Raw genomic sequence first — 15,600 nt, 5'->3', positions numbered from 1 at the left:
CCTTCAGGGGGTCGGGGGGGTTATCTCACTTTCAATGTTATGATCGTCACAATCGCCAGCAGGATACAAATGATCCAGAAGCGGGTTACGATCTTTGCTTCATGAAAGCCTTTCTTTTGATAATGGTGATGCAGCGGCGCCATCAGGAAAACTCTCCGGCCTTCACCAAATCTTTTCTTGGTGTACTTGAACCATGAAACCTGTATGATAACCGAGGCGTTCTCTACCAAAAATATCCCGCATAACAGCGGCACCATTAATTCCTTACGTATCATGATAGCGAATACCGCTATGATACCGCCTATTGCCAAACTGCCTGTATCGCCCATAAATACCTGTGCCGGGTATGAGTTGTACCATAAAAAGCCCACACAAGCACCTACAAAAGCACCCGCGAAAATCACCAGCTCGCCCGAGTTGGGGATGTACATAATGTTCAGGTAATCGGCAATAACCGTGTTACCCGATACATAGGCGAGCAAGGCCAGCGTGACCCCTATTATGGCCGATGTCCCTGTCGCGAGCCCGTCAATACCATCCGTTATATTGGCCCCGTTGGATACCGCGGTTATAATCAGGATCACAAAGAACAGGAACACTACCAGTGTATAATGCTCGTAGCCAGCTCCCATAAATTTGATCACCTTGCCATAATCTAACTCGTTATTTTTATAGAATGGCATGGTGGTTTTAGTGGATTTGATATCCTGCGTGTAAACCGGGGTTTTACCTTTTAAATGAAATTGTACAGGTGCATCTGTTGTAACCGGTAGTTTAACTTCCTGCCGGATGATGATATCTGTATTGAAATACATAGTCCAACCGATAAACAGCGCCAATCCAACCTGACCGGTAATTTTAAACCTACCAGCAAGGCCTTCTTTATTTTTCTTGAATATTTTAATATAATCATCCAAAAAGCCGATAGCGCCAAGCCATACGGTGGTAACCAGCATCATGATGATATAGATATTACCCAGTTTGGCAAATAACAGTGTCGGCACCAGGATGCCTAAAATGATGATGAGGCCACCCATCGTGGGGGTACCTGCTTTTTGCATCTGGCCTTCCAGCCCTAAATTTCTTACGGTTTCACCTACTTGTTTATAGCGCAAATAATCGATCAGTCTGCGGCCATAAACAGTTGTAATAAGCAATGAGGTGATCACAGCCAATGCCATACGGAACGTGATGTACTGAAACAACCCACCACCCGGTATATTGTAATTCTTGTCAAGAAAGGCAAATAGGTAATATAGCATCTTCTTCTTTTTTATGTGCAGATATGCAAGTATGCAGATGTGCAGATTATTTTTTAATGTTTACCTCTTGTTATTTATTCCTGTTAATTTTCTCATTTGCACATCTGCATATTCACACATTTGCACATTTATTATTCAATCGTTTTAAATTGCTCCAATAGCTCTTCCATATCATCAAAATGGTTTTTTACACCATTAATTTCCTGGTACTTTTCGTGACCCTTGCCCGCCAGCAGGATGATATCGCCCGGGCGTGCTAAATGGCAAGCTGTTTTAATAGCCTCACGTCTGTCTGTTATGCTGATGGTAAATCTTTTAAACGCCGGGTCAACGCCTTCTTCCATATCCTTAATGATCTGCGCCGGATCTTCTGTGCGCGGATTATCAGATGTTAATATCACCTTATCGCTCCACTCGCAGGCAACCTTTGCCATAATGGGGCGCTTGGTTTTATCTCTGTCGCCGCCGCAGCCAATAACGGTTATCACTTTTTCATTTCCCTTGCGGATATCATGGATGGTGCTTAACACATTCTGCACCGCATCAGGCGTATGCGCGTAATCAACAATACCGATGATCTTGTTTGGCGCTATTACATATTCAAACCTTCCCTCGGCACCTGTTAGCTTGCTCAGGATGGTTAACACCTTGGCTTTATCCTGCTCCAATAACATCGCGGCAGCATAAACTGCCATCAGGTTGTAGGCGTTAAAGGTGCCCACCATTTTAAACCAAACATCTTCGCTATCAATCTGCAGCAGCAAGCCGCCGAATTGATTTTCAAGGATCTTGGCTTTATAATCGGCCATATTTTTAAGGCCGTAGGTTTTTTTATGTGCGTTGGTATTTTGCAGCATTACATTACCATTCTTATCATCAAGATTGGTTAACGCGAACGCGCTTTTCGGCAGCTCATCAAAAAAGGTTTTTTTGGCCTTTAAATAAAGGGCGAATGTTTTATGATAATCTAAGTGATCGTGTGTTAGGTTGGTGAATATCCCCCCTGCAAATTGCAATCCCACAATCCGGTGCTGTGCAACGGCATGCGAGCTTACTTCCATAAAGCAGTAATCACAACCGGCGTTCACCATATCGTCCATCAGCCTGTTTAGTTCAACAGGGTCGGGTGTGGTATGGGTTGATGGAATTATTTTACCGTTGATCTGATTTTCAACTGTAGATAGCAAACCGCATTTATACCCCAGATCGCGGAATAACTGATAAAGCAATGTGGCAATAGTTGTTTTACCATTAGTGCCGGTTACACCCACCAATTTTAATTTGGCTGATGGTATATCATAAAAATTAGCAGCTACAATACCCAAAGCTATTGCTGAGTTGGCTACCATTAAAAAGTCAACTTCACTGGCAGTATGAGCGGGCAGATCCTCGCAAATTATGACTGTGGCTCCATCCTTCATCGCCTGGTCAATATAATCATGACCATCAACCACGGTACCTTTTACGGCCACAAATAAACAACCCGGCACTACCTTGCGCGAATCAAAAACAACAGCAGTTATTTCCGTATCGGCACTACCCTGTAGTTCCGTGAATGCAAGCCCCTCTAATATTTCGCTCAAATACTTCATTGCAGTTCTATGGTTACTTTTGATCCTTTTGGTATTAAACTACCGCCTGTTACCGATTGGGTTTTCACCGCTCCGCTACCTCTTACCGCTACCTTATAGCCCGCGTTACCTAAACGGTACAATGCATCACTCAAACCCATACCTATTACTGATGGCACGCTGCCGCTCTTGTAATCAGCATCTTCCTGCGCTATGCCATTACTGGTATCAGGCGCGCCGGGGCTTACGTTGTTTGATGCATATAGTGCTTTAAGCCCTAGCTTGGCATATACTTTATGTACAGCAGCAATATTGCCCTGCTTTACCTGCGGCATAGTGGTATTGCCCACATAATGCACGGCAGGTTTTTGATTAATATCCAGATCACTAGCGTAAACGCGGTCGGCTATTTGCCTGAAAACCGGGCCCGCTACATAAGCTGCTAAATAATTACCCTGTGTAGGGTGATTGATCACTACTATCATGGAATATTTAGGGTGATCAGCCGGAAAATATCCGCAAAACGATGCCTGATAAGTTTTAGTAGCACCATAGCCGCTTGAGCCATTTGCTATTTGAGCAGTACCTGTTTTTCCTGCAACAGTATACAGTGGATTTTTTATAACAAGCTTTCCGGTACCTTCCTGTACTACGCCTTCCAGCATTGCTTTCATCTTACCCAAAGTAGCGTCAGAGCAAACTTTTGGATTGATTACCCTTGCGTGGAATTGCTCAACGGTATTCCCCAAACGCTGGATCTCTTTTACAAATATTGGCGCTATCATAGTACCATTATTAGCAACTGAGTTATATAGTGTTAGCATTTGTAATGGTGTAATCTGCATTTCATAGCCGTAAGCCATTTGCGGCAGTGTTAATTTACTCCAGCTACGAGCCGATGGGTCTTTTACTACCGGTTGCGCTTCACCAGGAATCTGCAATTGCAGCTTATCATTTAAATGCAGGTTATTGCGCAGGTTATCAGTATACTGCCTTGGATTATCACCGTAATGCGACGATACAAATTTCACAACCGCTACGTTTGACGATTCTTCAAAAGCTCTTTTTGCAGTCATTACATAATTGCCTTGTTCCGCATCCCTGAATGTTTTAAGCAGTTTGCCTTTATAAAACATATCATAACGGCCATTTTCCGCATCCACCGTACTATTGGTATCTATTTTATGCTGATCAAACAAAGTCATGTAACTGGCCAGTTTAAATGTTGAACCCGGATCAGTTGCGTTGCTGATCGCATAATTCAGCTTCTCCTGATAGTCGCCATCCTTGGTTCTTGTATAATTAGCAATCGCCCTTATTTCGCCTGTTGCAACCTCCATCAGCACCACACAACCATAATCGGCAGCACTTTTTATCAACTGATCTTTTAATGCCGACTGCGCCACATCCTGGAAGTTCACATCAATGGTTGATATAATATCCGCACCATCTTTGCTGGGCACTTCGTCTTCATCATCATTAACCGGTATCCATGTACCACCTACGGTACGCTGCATTAAACGTTTGCCGTTTTCGCCATTAATGTAGCCCGAAAAAGCACCCTCAAGACCAACAGCATTTTTTACGTTCTCATTTTTATAGCCGATAGTACGCTGAGCCAATGACCTGAATGGCAGAATCCGTTTATTCTGCTGTACAATGATCATCCCGCCTTTATATTTCCCCATATTAAATATCGGGAACGTGCGCAGTTGCTTTAATTCCTGGTAAGTGACCTTACGCCTGATGAGTTCATAGCGTGCGCTATCCTTACGGGCATTACGCAGCATACGTGAATATTCCCTTTCCGATTTATCACCATAAAATTTTGAAAGCTTCAGGGCCAGAGAATCCACTTTGCCATAGAACACCTTATCATCAGCAATACCACCGGCAAGCATATCCATGTGCACCTCATACTCAGGTACCGATGTGGCGAGCAAACTGCCATCAACCGCTAAAATGTTACCGCGAGCGGCTTCAACGTTCTCGTAACGCGTTGATAGCTTAACCGACATGGCTTTCCACTTTGCACCCTGTACAAATTGCAAGCGGCACAGTTGGATAGCAACCGCGCCGGCAAACAAAAGGATCAGCCCGAAAGCTAGATATACCCTGAGCAGTATGTTGGTTCTTATACTCATTGCTCACCCTCCTTCACCGTTATTTTTTGCGGCGGCTGCATAGTTTCCTTTATACCCAATGACAGCGTATCCACCCGTTTTTTAACCTCTGACAATGTGCTCTTAAAAGCCAGGTCAGCCTTGGTTGATTTATAATCCCAGCTTAGTTCTTTTACCTCTTTTGTTATCTTATCAATATCATGAATATTCTTTTCAGCAAGGTGGCGGTTACCGATGTATAGCATGCCCAATAAAGCCACATACAGCACAAACGGAAGCGCATTAGTAGCCGCTTCGGTACTGATAAACCCTTTGGAAAAAAACTGCGTAAAAACATTATCGGGGATCTCCTTTTTTCTAGGCTTTTCCTCAACAATGAGTTGCTTTTCGGCTTCTTCCTCTTCCTGAACTTCTGTGCGTAAACGATTGGTCATTTTTTTACAGCTATTCTTAATTTCGCGCTACGTGCCCTGTTATTTTTCTCTATTTCTTCTGTCGATGCGGTTATAGCCCCACGACTTACCGCATCAAACGGTTTTTGATCATTCCCAAAAAAATCCTTCTCCACCTCACCACTAAATTTTCCTTTAGCGATGAAATTCTTTACCAGCCTGTCCTCCAGCGAATGATATGACATTACCACCAGCCTGCCACCCGATACCAGCACCTCTGCCGACTGAACAAGGAAATCTTTTAATGCTTCCAGTTCCTGGTTTACCTCAATGCGCAAAGCCTGAAAAACCTGCGCCAGGTATTTATTTTCTTTCCCTTTCGGGATACGTGCCGAGATCGCATTTTTCAGGTCAGCAATAGTTACTATCGGCGCGTTTAGGCGGGCGGTAACAATGGTATTGGCCAGCGATTTGGCATTCTGTATCTCACCATAAATACCGAAGATGCGGTGCAGTTCGGCTTCGGTATAATTGTTTACTATTTCTTTAGCGGTTAAGTCGGATGATTGATTCATCCGCATATCCAGCTCGGCATCAAACCTGATGGAAAAACCACGTTCTGCCTGGTCGAATTGATAAGACGAAACACCCAGATCAGCCAATATCCCATCAACCGGAATAGCGCCATGCAAACGCGCGAAATTCTTGAGATAACGAAAGTTCTGATCTACAAAAACAAAACGATCATCAGCAATCACATTCTGCTGCGCATCAGCATCCTGATCAAAGGCCAGCAATACGCCATCCTTGCCCAAATGCTTCATAATCGCGCGCGAGTGGCCGCCACCACCGAAGGTAACATCAACATAAGTACCATCCGGGCGGATATCAAGTGCCTCGATACATTCCTTAAGCATAACCGGTGTATGGTAATTACTCATCTCCTCTCCTTGCTTTATTACCCATTACTTCCTCCGCCAGATTAGCAAAGTTTTCAGGCTCGCTATCCATCTGGTCTTCGTATGCATCCCGAGCCCAAAGCTCAATTTTGTTTAACTGGCAAGCCAAAATCACTTCAGCCTTAATTCCGGCGTAGTCCATCAGCACTTTTGATAATACCACCCGGTTTAGCTTGTCCAACGTCAAATGTGTCGCACCGCGGGTGAAATACCTGATAAACTCTCTTGTTCTTTTCTCGTATTGGTTCAATTTGCTGAGGTCTTCAACTATTATATCCCATTCTTTTTTGGTGTAGATGACCAGGTGTTTCTCAAACCCCCGGTTAACCACAAGCCCCTCACTGTCAGCTCCGGGGAGCTGCTTCATGAGATTGGCAGGGATCATTAAGCGATTCCTGTCATCGAGTTTGCAATCAAATTCACCTAAAAAATTGGACATATTACACTTCGGCAATTATTGTAGGGTAAAATTAAGAGATTTTCTCCCATTTAAACCCATTTTCTCCCCGAAAAGTTTTCAACAATTTCAATTACTTATTTTGGCCATTTTTAAGCACATTTTTCAATTTATTTTACGGTAACTACATCAAAACCTGATAGTTTTGATACGCGATAGACAAGGTGGTCTTCAAATCAATGATAAAATTCTGCGTTTTATTGTCTGGGTGATGAAAAGCAAAAATGACAGGGTTTCGTGATGATTTTGGCAATCGCTATAGGTCAAATGTCCGTATTATTTTTGTGATAAATGGGTTTTGTTTTGAACATTGTCAGTTGCAAACTGACAATGTCTGTAGGCTTCAGTTATAAACTGAAGCCAGTGGGCGGCTACAAAATTTAAGCCTAGTAGCATTCTTTCTCCAAATGTTATGCGCTCAACAGAGCTTACAAACTGCGCCATAATTGTTCTTTGCCTGCTTATTGTCAAATAACTAACTATGCAGGCCGCTTTTTGTTTATGCTGGTTGATAAATGTATTTTTACGTATTGTTTAAAAACGACCTCATGAAAATATCACTTGCGCTAATGTTTATGCTGCTGAGTTTTGGCAGCTTTGCCCAAACCACACCTGCTCCCGCTACGGACGTATTGAAAACCGCTTATACTAAGGCCCAAAACGAGCATAAAACCGTATTGTTAATGTTCCATGCTTCATGGTGCGGCTGGTGTAAAAAGATGACCGCATCAATTGAAGACCCTACCTGCAGTAAGTTTTTTGATGACAACTATATTGTTGTTTACCTTGACGTACTGGAACGCGATGACAAAAAAGATCTTGAAAACGCCGGTGGACTTGATGTTATGAAAAGCTTTAATGGCGACCCTAAAGGTGGTATACCTTTTTGGGTATTTATAGATGCGAATGGCAAAGCTTTGGGTAATTCCTATTTGCCACCTGCAAATGGCACGCCTGCCACATCCAAAGATAATGTTGGCTGCCCTGCCGCCGATAACGAAGTGGCTTATTTTGTAAGCCTGCTAAAATCAACCTCGAAACTAACAGACGACCAGTTAGCAACAATAAAAACCCGCTTTTTGAAGAATGCGCCGGTAAGTAGTAATGCGAATTAGTTGTTTAAGTTAATAAACTTAAACCATGCCTTACCACGAGTTACGCTGCGCTAAACTCGCGGCAGCAATTCTTATTTCAATAGCGATGGGTTTGAGACCCATCGCTATTGTTGTATTTAGGAATTATTTATAAAGTCCAAGCACCATTTTTAAGATGGCGCTGATCTCATCAACCGGCAGGTCTTTATTCGGATCGATCAGGAATATAGTCATGCGGGAGCGGTTTTCAATGATCAGTCCGGGGTGATCTATTTTCTTGCCCTCAACTATGCCGATATAAGGCAGGCCATTCTTTTTATGCACCCACAGGTAGCAGAACATCTTGCCCTTATAGCAATAGAATGGCATTTTATACTTCCACGCTTCGGTAATATTTGTATCGAAATGCTGAATATAATCCCTCAAAAATAACAGGCAACCTTTCACCGGTTCATCTTTTTGCAGGAAGTAGTCATCTATTTCTCTGAGCATAATTTTAGGCTAAAGCCAATATTTGAGATTTATTTATCCGTCCCTTAAAAGGGACGGCAATGAATTTTATTACCAATATTAATCTATCCCAGTAATTCTCAAATCTTATCCGTCCCTTTCAAGGGACGGATAAGATTTGATATACTCGGCTTTAGCCAAAACATCTACAGTGACTCTATTTTTAATTAATCCCAACTGTCTTAGAACAGGATCAATTGATTCATTTGTAAGTTCAACATTTTTCAGAATGAATATAGCCTCATCAATATCCTTTTCCCTTACTGCTTATCAAATCTATCCATCAAACCGCTGGCATACAAGCTTTCATTTACTGTCATGCCGATATATTTGCTCATACACATTGCCTTTAAACAAAAATAGCGATGGGTTTGAAACCCATCGCTATTGAAATGTCATTTACATCACCCTCACCTTCAAATAGCTCGGATGATCCTTTGAAGTATATACCTTGTTGGTGGCCTTTTTAAAGTCGTTATCGCCAGCTTTCATAATGTTTTCAAACACCTGCGGGTTACGGTCAATCAGCGGGAACCAGGTGCTTTGTACCTGCACCATTATGCGGTGGCCCTTTTTAAAGGTGTGCAGTATATCCTGTAGTTCAAAGTTTACCGGGCTTATTTCGCCGGGCACAAATGGCTCGGGTTTATCAAAGCCATTACGGTATTTACCGCGCATAGCCTCGCTGCGTACCATTTGCTGATAGCCTGAGAGGTGCGTATCCTTATCCGTAAATTTATTGTCTTTGGTTGAATCCGGGTAAACGTCAATCACCTTAACTACCCAATCAGCATCGGTACCGGTGGTTGATACCTTTAGGTTGGCCCATATGTTGCCTGCCAGCGTTACATCATTATCCAGCACATCAGTTTCATAAGTTAATACATCAGGGCGGCGACTGGCGAAACGCTGATCGGCGGTCATGTACTCACGCTTCATGTCGTTATCAATTTGTTCAATAAACGGTACCGGTTTGTTTGGGTCTGATATAAATGCGTCGTTATCATCGCCGGTATTTGTTGGCTCATCAAATGATAGCTTGCCACCTGGTAAAAAATAAAGGTTCTTTTCAACAGCTTCCTTTGGTGGCCATGTTTTATAGTTTTTCCATTGGTTTACACCGGTCTCAAAAGTTGAGATGCGTGGGATATCGGTATCGGTTCCTTTTAAATAGTGGCTGAAGAAAGCAAATTCTATCTTTTCACGATAGTATTCTCCCTGCGCTCCTCCGAACTCAACATCCCCTAAATGATCGCCCGGCCCGCGCGACCAGCCGCCATGTACAAATGGCCCCATAGAGAAATATATTGGCGTGGTTGGGTTTTCCTTTACCAATGTTTTATAAGTGTTTATAGCGCCATATAAGTCCTCAGCATCGTACCAGCCACCTGTAACCAGCACAGCGGTTTTAATATCGTGCAGGTGAGTTAATACATTACGGTCTTTCCAGTGCTGGTCATAATCCGGGTGATCCAGCATCTCATTCCACAGGCGTACCGTATCCTTATAATTTTTCAGATAAATATCATTAGTATGCTTAACCGATCCCATTTTAAAATAGTAATCATACCCATCTTCGGTACCAAAATCAACATTAAAGCCCTGAGCCTGGGTTGGCTTATCATCCTGTCTGTTGGTAAAGAACGGGTAGAAACCAAAATTGGCTACCAGCATAAACGCGCCATTATGGAAAGCGTCATCGCGGTACAGATCAGCAATTGGCGCCTGCGGCGATGCAGCAACCAATGCCGGGTGGCGGCTCAGCAATGAGGTGGTGGTATAAAAACCCGGGTATGAAATTCCCCAAACGCCCACTTTACCGTTGTTATTAGGGATATGCTTTAACAGCCAGTCGATAGTATCATAAGTATCGGTTCCTTCATCAACGTCTTTCTTTGTTTTATGTGATTCCAGTTCAGGGGTCATTTCCTGGTAAATGCCTTCGCTCATCCAACGGCCGCGCACATCCTGGTAAACAAATATGTAGCCATCGTGCGTAAATAATGACGACGGCCCCAGGCTGCCTTTATATTTATCAGTGCCATAAGGACCAACGCTGTAAGGCGTGCGGTCCATCATGAATGGATATTTTTTTGATTGATCTTTAGGTACGTAAACTGATGTGAACAGCTTTTTACCATCGCGCATGGGTATCTGGTATTCGTACTTGGTGTAGTTGGCCTTTATATAGTCGGCATCCGGACCTTGTAATTTCTGTGCAGAAGCATTAAAAGAAGTAGCAGCAAAAAGCATTATGCTTAAAGCGATGAGGAGGTATTTCTTCATTATCAGTCAGTTTGTAAAACGTTAAAAGTACATAATAAAATAAAAAGGCCCCGAAAAATCGGGGCCTAAAAATTATTTTTATATCTCTGTCATTTCGACCGGAGGGAGAAATCTTCTGCTACTTGCATTTTCGACATACATCTTGAAGAAGATTTCTCCCTCCGGTCGAAATGACAATTGGGAATAATGGGGTTATTCTTATTCGTTTATCGCTTTAACGCCAGGCAACTCTTTGCCTTCCATATACTCAAGTAAAGCGCCACCACCGGTTGATACGTAGCTAACCTCATCAGTCATGCCAAACTTAGCAACTGCCGCAGCTGAATCACCGCCACCTATTAATGAGAAAGCACCATTTTCGGTAGCTTTTGCAACTGCTTCAGCAATAGCTTTGGTGCCTATCAGGAATTTCTCCATTTCAAATACACCCATCGGGCCATTCCATAAAATGGTTTTTGATTCTTCAACTACTTTACTAAACAACTTGATAGTTTCAGGACCGATATCCAGACCCATCCAGCCGTCAGGTATCTCGCCTGTTTTGGCTAATCCGGTATGAGCATCGTTTGAAAAAGCATCGGCCGTTATATTATCAACCGGCAACAACAAGTTCACGCCTTTATCTTTCGCTTTCTGTCTAAGGCTTAGGGCCAGGTCTAATTTGTCGGTCTCAACTAATGAAGTACCTATGTTACCACCATCTGCTTTAGCAAAAGTGTAAGCCATACCACCACCGATGATCAGGTTATCTACCTTATCCAATAGCTTTTCTATCAGTTCAATTTTATCAGATACTTTTGAACCGCCCATAATAGCCGTAAAAGGTTTAGGGGCATTGTTCAGTATTTTTTCGGCATTGGCAAGTTCGCCAGCCATCAGGTAGCCAAAATATTTGGCATTAGGGAAAAACTGCGCTATAACTGATGTTGAAGCATGTGCGCGGTGAGCAGTACCAAAGGCATCGTTTACATAAACATCGCCTAATGCAGCCAGTTTTTTTGCAAACTCCACATCGCCTTTTTCTTCTTCTTTATAAAAACGAAGGTTCTCTAATAAAAGCACTTCGCCTTTTGATAGTTTTTTTGCTTTTTCAATCGCATCTTCGCCAATACAATCATTAGCAAACTCAACTTCCTGGCCAAGCAGATCAGACAGGTGAGGCACCAGGTGCTTTAATGAGTATTTATCTGTAGGACCATCTTTTGGCCTGCCCAGGTGTGACATTAATATCACAGCTCCACCATCCTTCAGGATCTTTTTGATGGTTGGCAAAGCAGCCGTCATACGGTTATCATCGGTGATATTAAAATTCTCATCCAATGGCACATTAAAATCCACCCTGATAAGCGCCCTTTTCCCCGCAAAGTTAATTTGATCTATAGTTTTCATATTGTTTTTGTTCAATGCTGTTAATTGGCCGCCAAATTCAGCATTTTAATTGTAAAACATGAACGTAAATGTGAAAAAGGTGATTAATTAATCACGTGTTACTGTATTTTTAAATACATAACATGGTGCGGGCCAATGCCTTTTATTTCAAATTCGGGTGAAACGATCTCAAATCCGCCATCCATATAAAATTTAAGTGCTTTTTTACGGGCGTTGCACCATATATAATTGGCTTTTTGCCCCCGCAGATAAACAATAGCAAAATTTAACAACAGCATACCTAAACCCTTACCACGATATTGTTCCAACGTAGCCATACCCCTTAATTGATAACCGGTACTTGTAAAGTCCTTATAATTTTGAGGATGTAGTGACACTACACTTGCCAGTTGCCCGGCGGCATAATAACCAAGATGAAAAGCCCCGGCAACCGTATCAGTTGGGAAACGGCATTCGTTTAATTCAAGTTTCCCTTCACGCAATACAATGTTGCGTACAGCCAGTAGTTCGTCGGGCTCAATAAAATTTATCATATAGGTATTAATGGCGACTTATTTCCTCAATTTGTGCATTTGCAGCCTGTGATTTCCCAAGTCTTTTATTTTTTGTAATGCTTAATATTTAATCAATGGATAACAATTATATGCTTAAATAAGCAAAACAGGGACTTATTTATCCGTTTTCATTCAATTGTTATGGCATATAGCATAGTTATTGCAAACTAACCTAAAATATAACTATAACCATATAATGAAACGTTTACTTTTAGGATTTTTAGTAATTGCAGCAATAACCAGCTGCAGAAAACATGGTGACCCGGTGATCAATCCAGGCCCAACGGCTGTTAAAACACCCACAACAGATACCCTCACATCTATATACCAGATAATTTATAATGAGAGCGCGCAGAAGGTAATTACCAGTGTTTCTGGCGATACCTTAAAGATGTTGTATAATGAAGATGTAAGTATTATGCTCCCTGTAAAAGGGTTGGACCAATCATATTCTATACATTTATTCCAGGATTTCACTAAATCATCTCTTAACGGCGTTAATTATATTACCTACGATCAGTATAACGACACCAATTTTAATTGGGCTGATGATAACTTAAACAACGTTAAGCTAAAAACTATAAGCGATACCACTGTAAATGGCCAGTTATTGGCAAAGATACATGTTCAACGCCCGTTCTATTTCAGTAAGCTGTACACCAGTTCAGCAGCCGCTACGGCAGAACAAAAAGTGCTTTTAGCCAAAACTGCTGAAACTATCGGCTTCTCGGCTTATGTATATTTTGTTAATGTAGATTACCCAACTTATATAAGCAGCGCTAAAGTAGTTTACGTAGCGCAAGCATCAAATTAAAGCTTACTGATCTCATCAACAAGATCAACCAAGCGGCTGGAGTAACCCATTTCGTTATCATACCAGCCAACAACTTTTGTCAACCCACCAATTACTGAGGTAAGCTGCGCATCAAAAATACAGCTGTGCGGGTTACCCAGTATATCGGTTGACACAATAGGATCTTCAGTATATTCCAATATATCTTTCATTGGCCCACTGGCCGCCTGTTTAAAGGCTTCGTTAATTTCATGAACGGTTGGCTGCTTTTTTAAACTACAGGTAAAATCAGTTAAAGAGCCATTCAATACAGGAACACGGATACCCGCTCCGCCAAGCTTACCATTTAAATGCGGAAAAATAGCAGTAATAGCTTTTGCCGCGCCGGTAGTGGTCGGTATAATAGATGCTGATGCTGCCCTGGCCCTGCGCAAATCCTTATGCGGGGCATCATGTAGGCTTTGATCACCCGTCATGGAGTGTACAGTGGTGATGTAGCCATCTATAATCCCCCAGTTCTCATCCAGTATTTTCACCATTACAGCAACGTTGTTGGTTGTGCACGATGCATTGGACAATACAGGCGAATGCAAATCAACCAAACCATCGTTTACGCCCAGCACCACAGTAGGCACACTTCTGTCTGCCGAAGGCGCCGAAATAATTACCTGCTTTGCTCCTGCGGCTAAATGCTGCTCAGCCCCAATACGTGAAGTAAATTTCCCGGTTGATTCAATAACCAGGTCGATACCCAGTTCTTTCCAAGGCAACAGCGATGGGTCGCGCTCTACCAGTATCTTAATTTTTTTACCGTTGATATACAGGTGCTCATCATCGGCAGTAACCGTACCATTAAAGCCACGGTGTACCGAGTCGTATTTAAACAAATGGGCAAGCGTATGCGCATCGGTAAGATCGTTGATAGCAACAACCTCAATACCGGGCTTAGCTATAATATTTCTTAAAAATATTCTCCCTATCCTTCCGAATCCGTTTATGGCAATTTTCATGTTTTTAGTATCAGGTAGCTAGTATCAGGTAGCTAGTACTAACATCCGTTCAAAAAACCTTGATACTTGATACTAGCTACTTGATACTATAGTAAACACAAAAATACGCAGCCTGATTTTAATATGGGGATTATATTTTAGGGATGACGGTTGGTTGACTTATTAATTACTCATGAGTAATCCTATACCAGCGTCATAGCTGTAAGGAACGAAGCAATCCCTAACTATACAAAGCGGACCTGCTAATCGGGGATTGCTTCGTTCCTCGCAATGACGCTTGGTGAGAGATGGAAGTTAGTACCTCTTAATATAAATATACCACGCTGGCCAGCGAATCGTCTGCCCTCTCTTCGCCGTTGGCAGAAAGAGGGCGATGGAATTATATCTCTCCACCCGCCGGTTCAAGCGTGGGCTCTTGGAACGGACGGAGAGATTTATATATTTGTTTAAACTTTATCACTTGATGAAATACCCAATCACTCTTTTCCTGCCAATTTTATTATTAATCACTTTTACTTCTAACGGACAAGTAAAACCCTATAAAATAAACAAGGATAATATTACATCCGGACAATACGAGGAAGTAAAACTATCATACGATAGTATTTCAAAAACCTTAACCGGCATAATTGAATCTCAAGAAGGTATGTTTAGCTGTTCTGTTTTCTTTACCGGAAAGATGGTTAAAGATACCTTAGATAAATATATTTTAAAGGCATACCCTTACGGGTTAACGGATAACGCAGGATATCCCGGAACACTAATTTTCAAACATGGCCGGAATGGGCATAATGGCGAAATCGAAATTCAGTTAAGTGAATCAGGGGCGTGTCAGAATTTTATGGACTTGGCAAGGGGCATACCTTTCTCCTTAGAGAAAAAAGTTACCTATAAGAAATTCAGCATGATAAGATCGAAAAAGGCTATTGCCTACACTGATAGTTTAATCACAAACAAAAAAGGGTATTTTGTACAAGGAGACTTTGTGTCAGTTATTACGGAGAATAAAAATTGCTGTTATGTGCAATATTTGGAGAAGCCCTCATTTAAAGCCTGGATAAAGAAATCAGACTTAATTCTATAATTTCAACAATACCTCCTTTTGCCCGCCCGTTCAAGCGTGGACGCTTGAACGGGCGGGAGAGCGGACCTGCTAATCGGGGATTATTAATGCTATTATTTGTCCAATGGCATTAATGA

14 protein-coding genes are annotated in these 15,600 nt (G+C 42.1%); 3 read left to right on the top strand and 11 right to left on the bottom strand.

Annotated features, from left to right (window positions below):
* Nucleotides 1-20 precede the first annotated feature (20 nt).
* The 6 genes from mraY to mraZ all read right to left on the bottom strand — a co-directional run bounded on the left by mraY (nt 21) and on the right by mraZ (nt 6,746).
* Nucleotides 21-1,262 carry a phospho-N-acetylmuramoyl-pentapeptide-transferase gene (gene mraY, locus BLU33_RS02425; protein ID WP_091368734.1) on the bottom strand — a complete coding sequence of 414 codons (1,242 nt, stop codon included), beginning with the start codon at nt 1,260-1,262 and terminating at the stop codon, nt 21-23.
* A gap of 131 nt (nt 1,263-1,393) precedes the next feature.
* Nucleotides 1,394-2,854 carry a UDP-N-acetylmuramoyl-L-alanyl-D-glutamate--2,6-diaminopimelate ligase gene (locus BLU33_RS02420; RefSeq protein WP_091368732.1) on the bottom strand — a complete coding sequence of 487 codons (1,461 nt, stop codon included), beginning with the start codon at nt 2,852-2,854 and terminating at the stop codon, nt 1,394-1,396.
* Nucleotides 2,851-4,977 (bottom strand): penicillin-binding protein, encoded by a 2,127-nt coding sequence (locus BLU33_RS02415; RefSeq protein WP_091368729.1) that lies wholly within the window; start codon nt 4,975-4,977, stop codon nt 2,851-2,853. The genes BLU33_RS02420 and BLU33_RS02415 overlap by 4 nt, the downstream gene beginning before the upstream one ends.
* Nucleotides 4,974-5,390: an FtsL-like putative cell division protein gene (locus BLU33_RS02410; protein ID WP_091368726.1), complete on the bottom strand. Its 417-nt coding sequence runs from the start codon at nt 5,388-5,390 to the stop codon at nt 4,974-4,976. Before BLU33_RS02410 ends, BLU33_RS02415 begins: the two co-directional genes overlap by 4 nt.
* Nucleotides 5,387-6,289, bottom strand: coding sequence for a 16S rRNA (cytosine(1402)-N(4))-methyltransferase RsmH (rsmH, locus tag BLU33_RS02405; RefSeq protein ID WP_091368722.1), 903 nt, complete (start codon nt 6,287-6,289; stop codon nt 5,387-5,389). Before rsmH ends, BLU33_RS02410 begins: the two co-directional genes overlap by 4 nt.
* Nucleotides 6,282-6,746 (bottom strand): division/cell wall cluster transcriptional repressor MraZ, encoded by a 465-nt coding sequence (gene mraZ / locus BLU33_RS02400; protein ID WP_091368721.1) that lies wholly within the window; start codon nt 6,744-6,746, stop codon nt 6,282-6,284. Before mraZ ends, rsmH begins: the two co-directional genes overlap by 8 nt.
* Nucleotides 6,747-7,312: 566 nt before the next feature.
* On the opposite strand from mraZ, the gene BLU33_RS02395 reads away from it, so the two are divergent.
* Complete coding sequence (locus tag BLU33_RS02395) at nt 7,313-7,879, top strand: thioredoxin family protein (RefSeq protein WP_157682023.1); 567 nt, start codon at nt 7,313-7,315, stop codon at nt 7,877-7,879.
* 123 nt (nt 7,880-8,002) lie between these two features.
* Here BLU33_RS02395 and BLU33_RS02390 read toward each other — a convergent pair whose 3' ends face one another.
* The 4 genes from BLU33_RS02390 to BLU33_RS02375 form a co-directional block, all read right to left on the bottom strand.
* A complete protein-coding gene (locus BLU33_RS02390) occupies nt 8,003-8,350 on the bottom strand; it encodes a DUF1801 domain-containing protein (RefSeq protein WP_091368715.1) in 348 nt (115 codons plus the stop codon).
* Nucleotides 8,351-8,767: 417 nt separating this feature from the next.
* Nucleotides 8,768-10,654, bottom strand: coding sequence for a CocE/NonD family hydrolase (locus tag BLU33_RS02385; protein ID WP_091368713.1), 1,887 nt, complete (start codon nt 10,652-10,654; stop codon nt 8,768-8,770).
* Between the two features lie 198 nt (nt 10,655-10,852).
* Nucleotides 10,853-12,043, bottom strand: a complete 1,191-nt coding sequence (locus BLU33_RS02380; RefSeq protein ID WP_091368709.1) for a phosphoglycerate kinase — start codon at nt 12,041-12,043, stop codon at nt 10,853-10,855.
* A 98-nt stretch (nt 12,044-12,141) separates the two neighbouring features.
* Nucleotides 12,142-12,576, bottom strand: a complete 435-nt coding sequence (locus BLU33_RS02375; RefSeq protein ID WP_091368707.1) for a GNAT family N-acetyltransferase — start codon at nt 12,574-12,576, stop codon at nt 12,142-12,144.
* A gap of 217 nt (nt 12,577-12,793) precedes the next feature.
* Between BLU33_RS02375 and BLU33_RS02370 the strand changes: the two genes are divergently transcribed.
* Nucleotides 12,794-13,411, top strand: a complete 618-nt coding sequence (locus BLU33_RS02370; RefSeq protein ID WP_091368705.1) for a hypothetical protein — start codon at nt 12,794-12,796, stop codon at nt 13,409-13,411.
* Here the strand turns inward: BLU33_RS02370 and gap are convergent.
* Nucleotides 13,408-14,400, bottom strand: coding sequence for a type I glyceraldehyde-3-phosphate dehydrogenase (gap, locus tag BLU33_RS02365; RefSeq protein ID WP_091368700.1), 993 nt, complete (start codon nt 14,398-14,400; stop codon nt 13,408-13,410). The two genes, BLU33_RS02370 and gap, sit on opposite strands and share 4 nt — an antisense overlap.
* 463 nt (nt 14,401-14,863) lie before the next feature.
* Between gap and BLU33_RS02355 the strand changes: the two genes are divergently transcribed.
* On the top strand, nt 14,864-15,484 hold the full coding sequence (locus BLU33_RS02355) for a hypothetical protein (RefSeq protein ID WP_091368690.1): 621 nt from the start codon (nt 14,864-14,866) through the stop codon (nt 15,482-15,484).
* Nucleotides 15,485-15,600: the final 116 nt, after the last annotated feature.

This window comes from Mucilaginibacter mallensis (genome assembly GCF_900105165.1).
Taxonomy (GTDB): Bacteria; Bacteroidota; Bacteroidia; order Sphingobacteriales; family Sphingobacteriaceae; genus Mucilaginibacter; species Mucilaginibacter mallensis.
The sequence above is the reverse complement of the archived record's forward strand: the minus strand, read 5'-3'. Positions and strand labels throughout refer to the sequence as shown.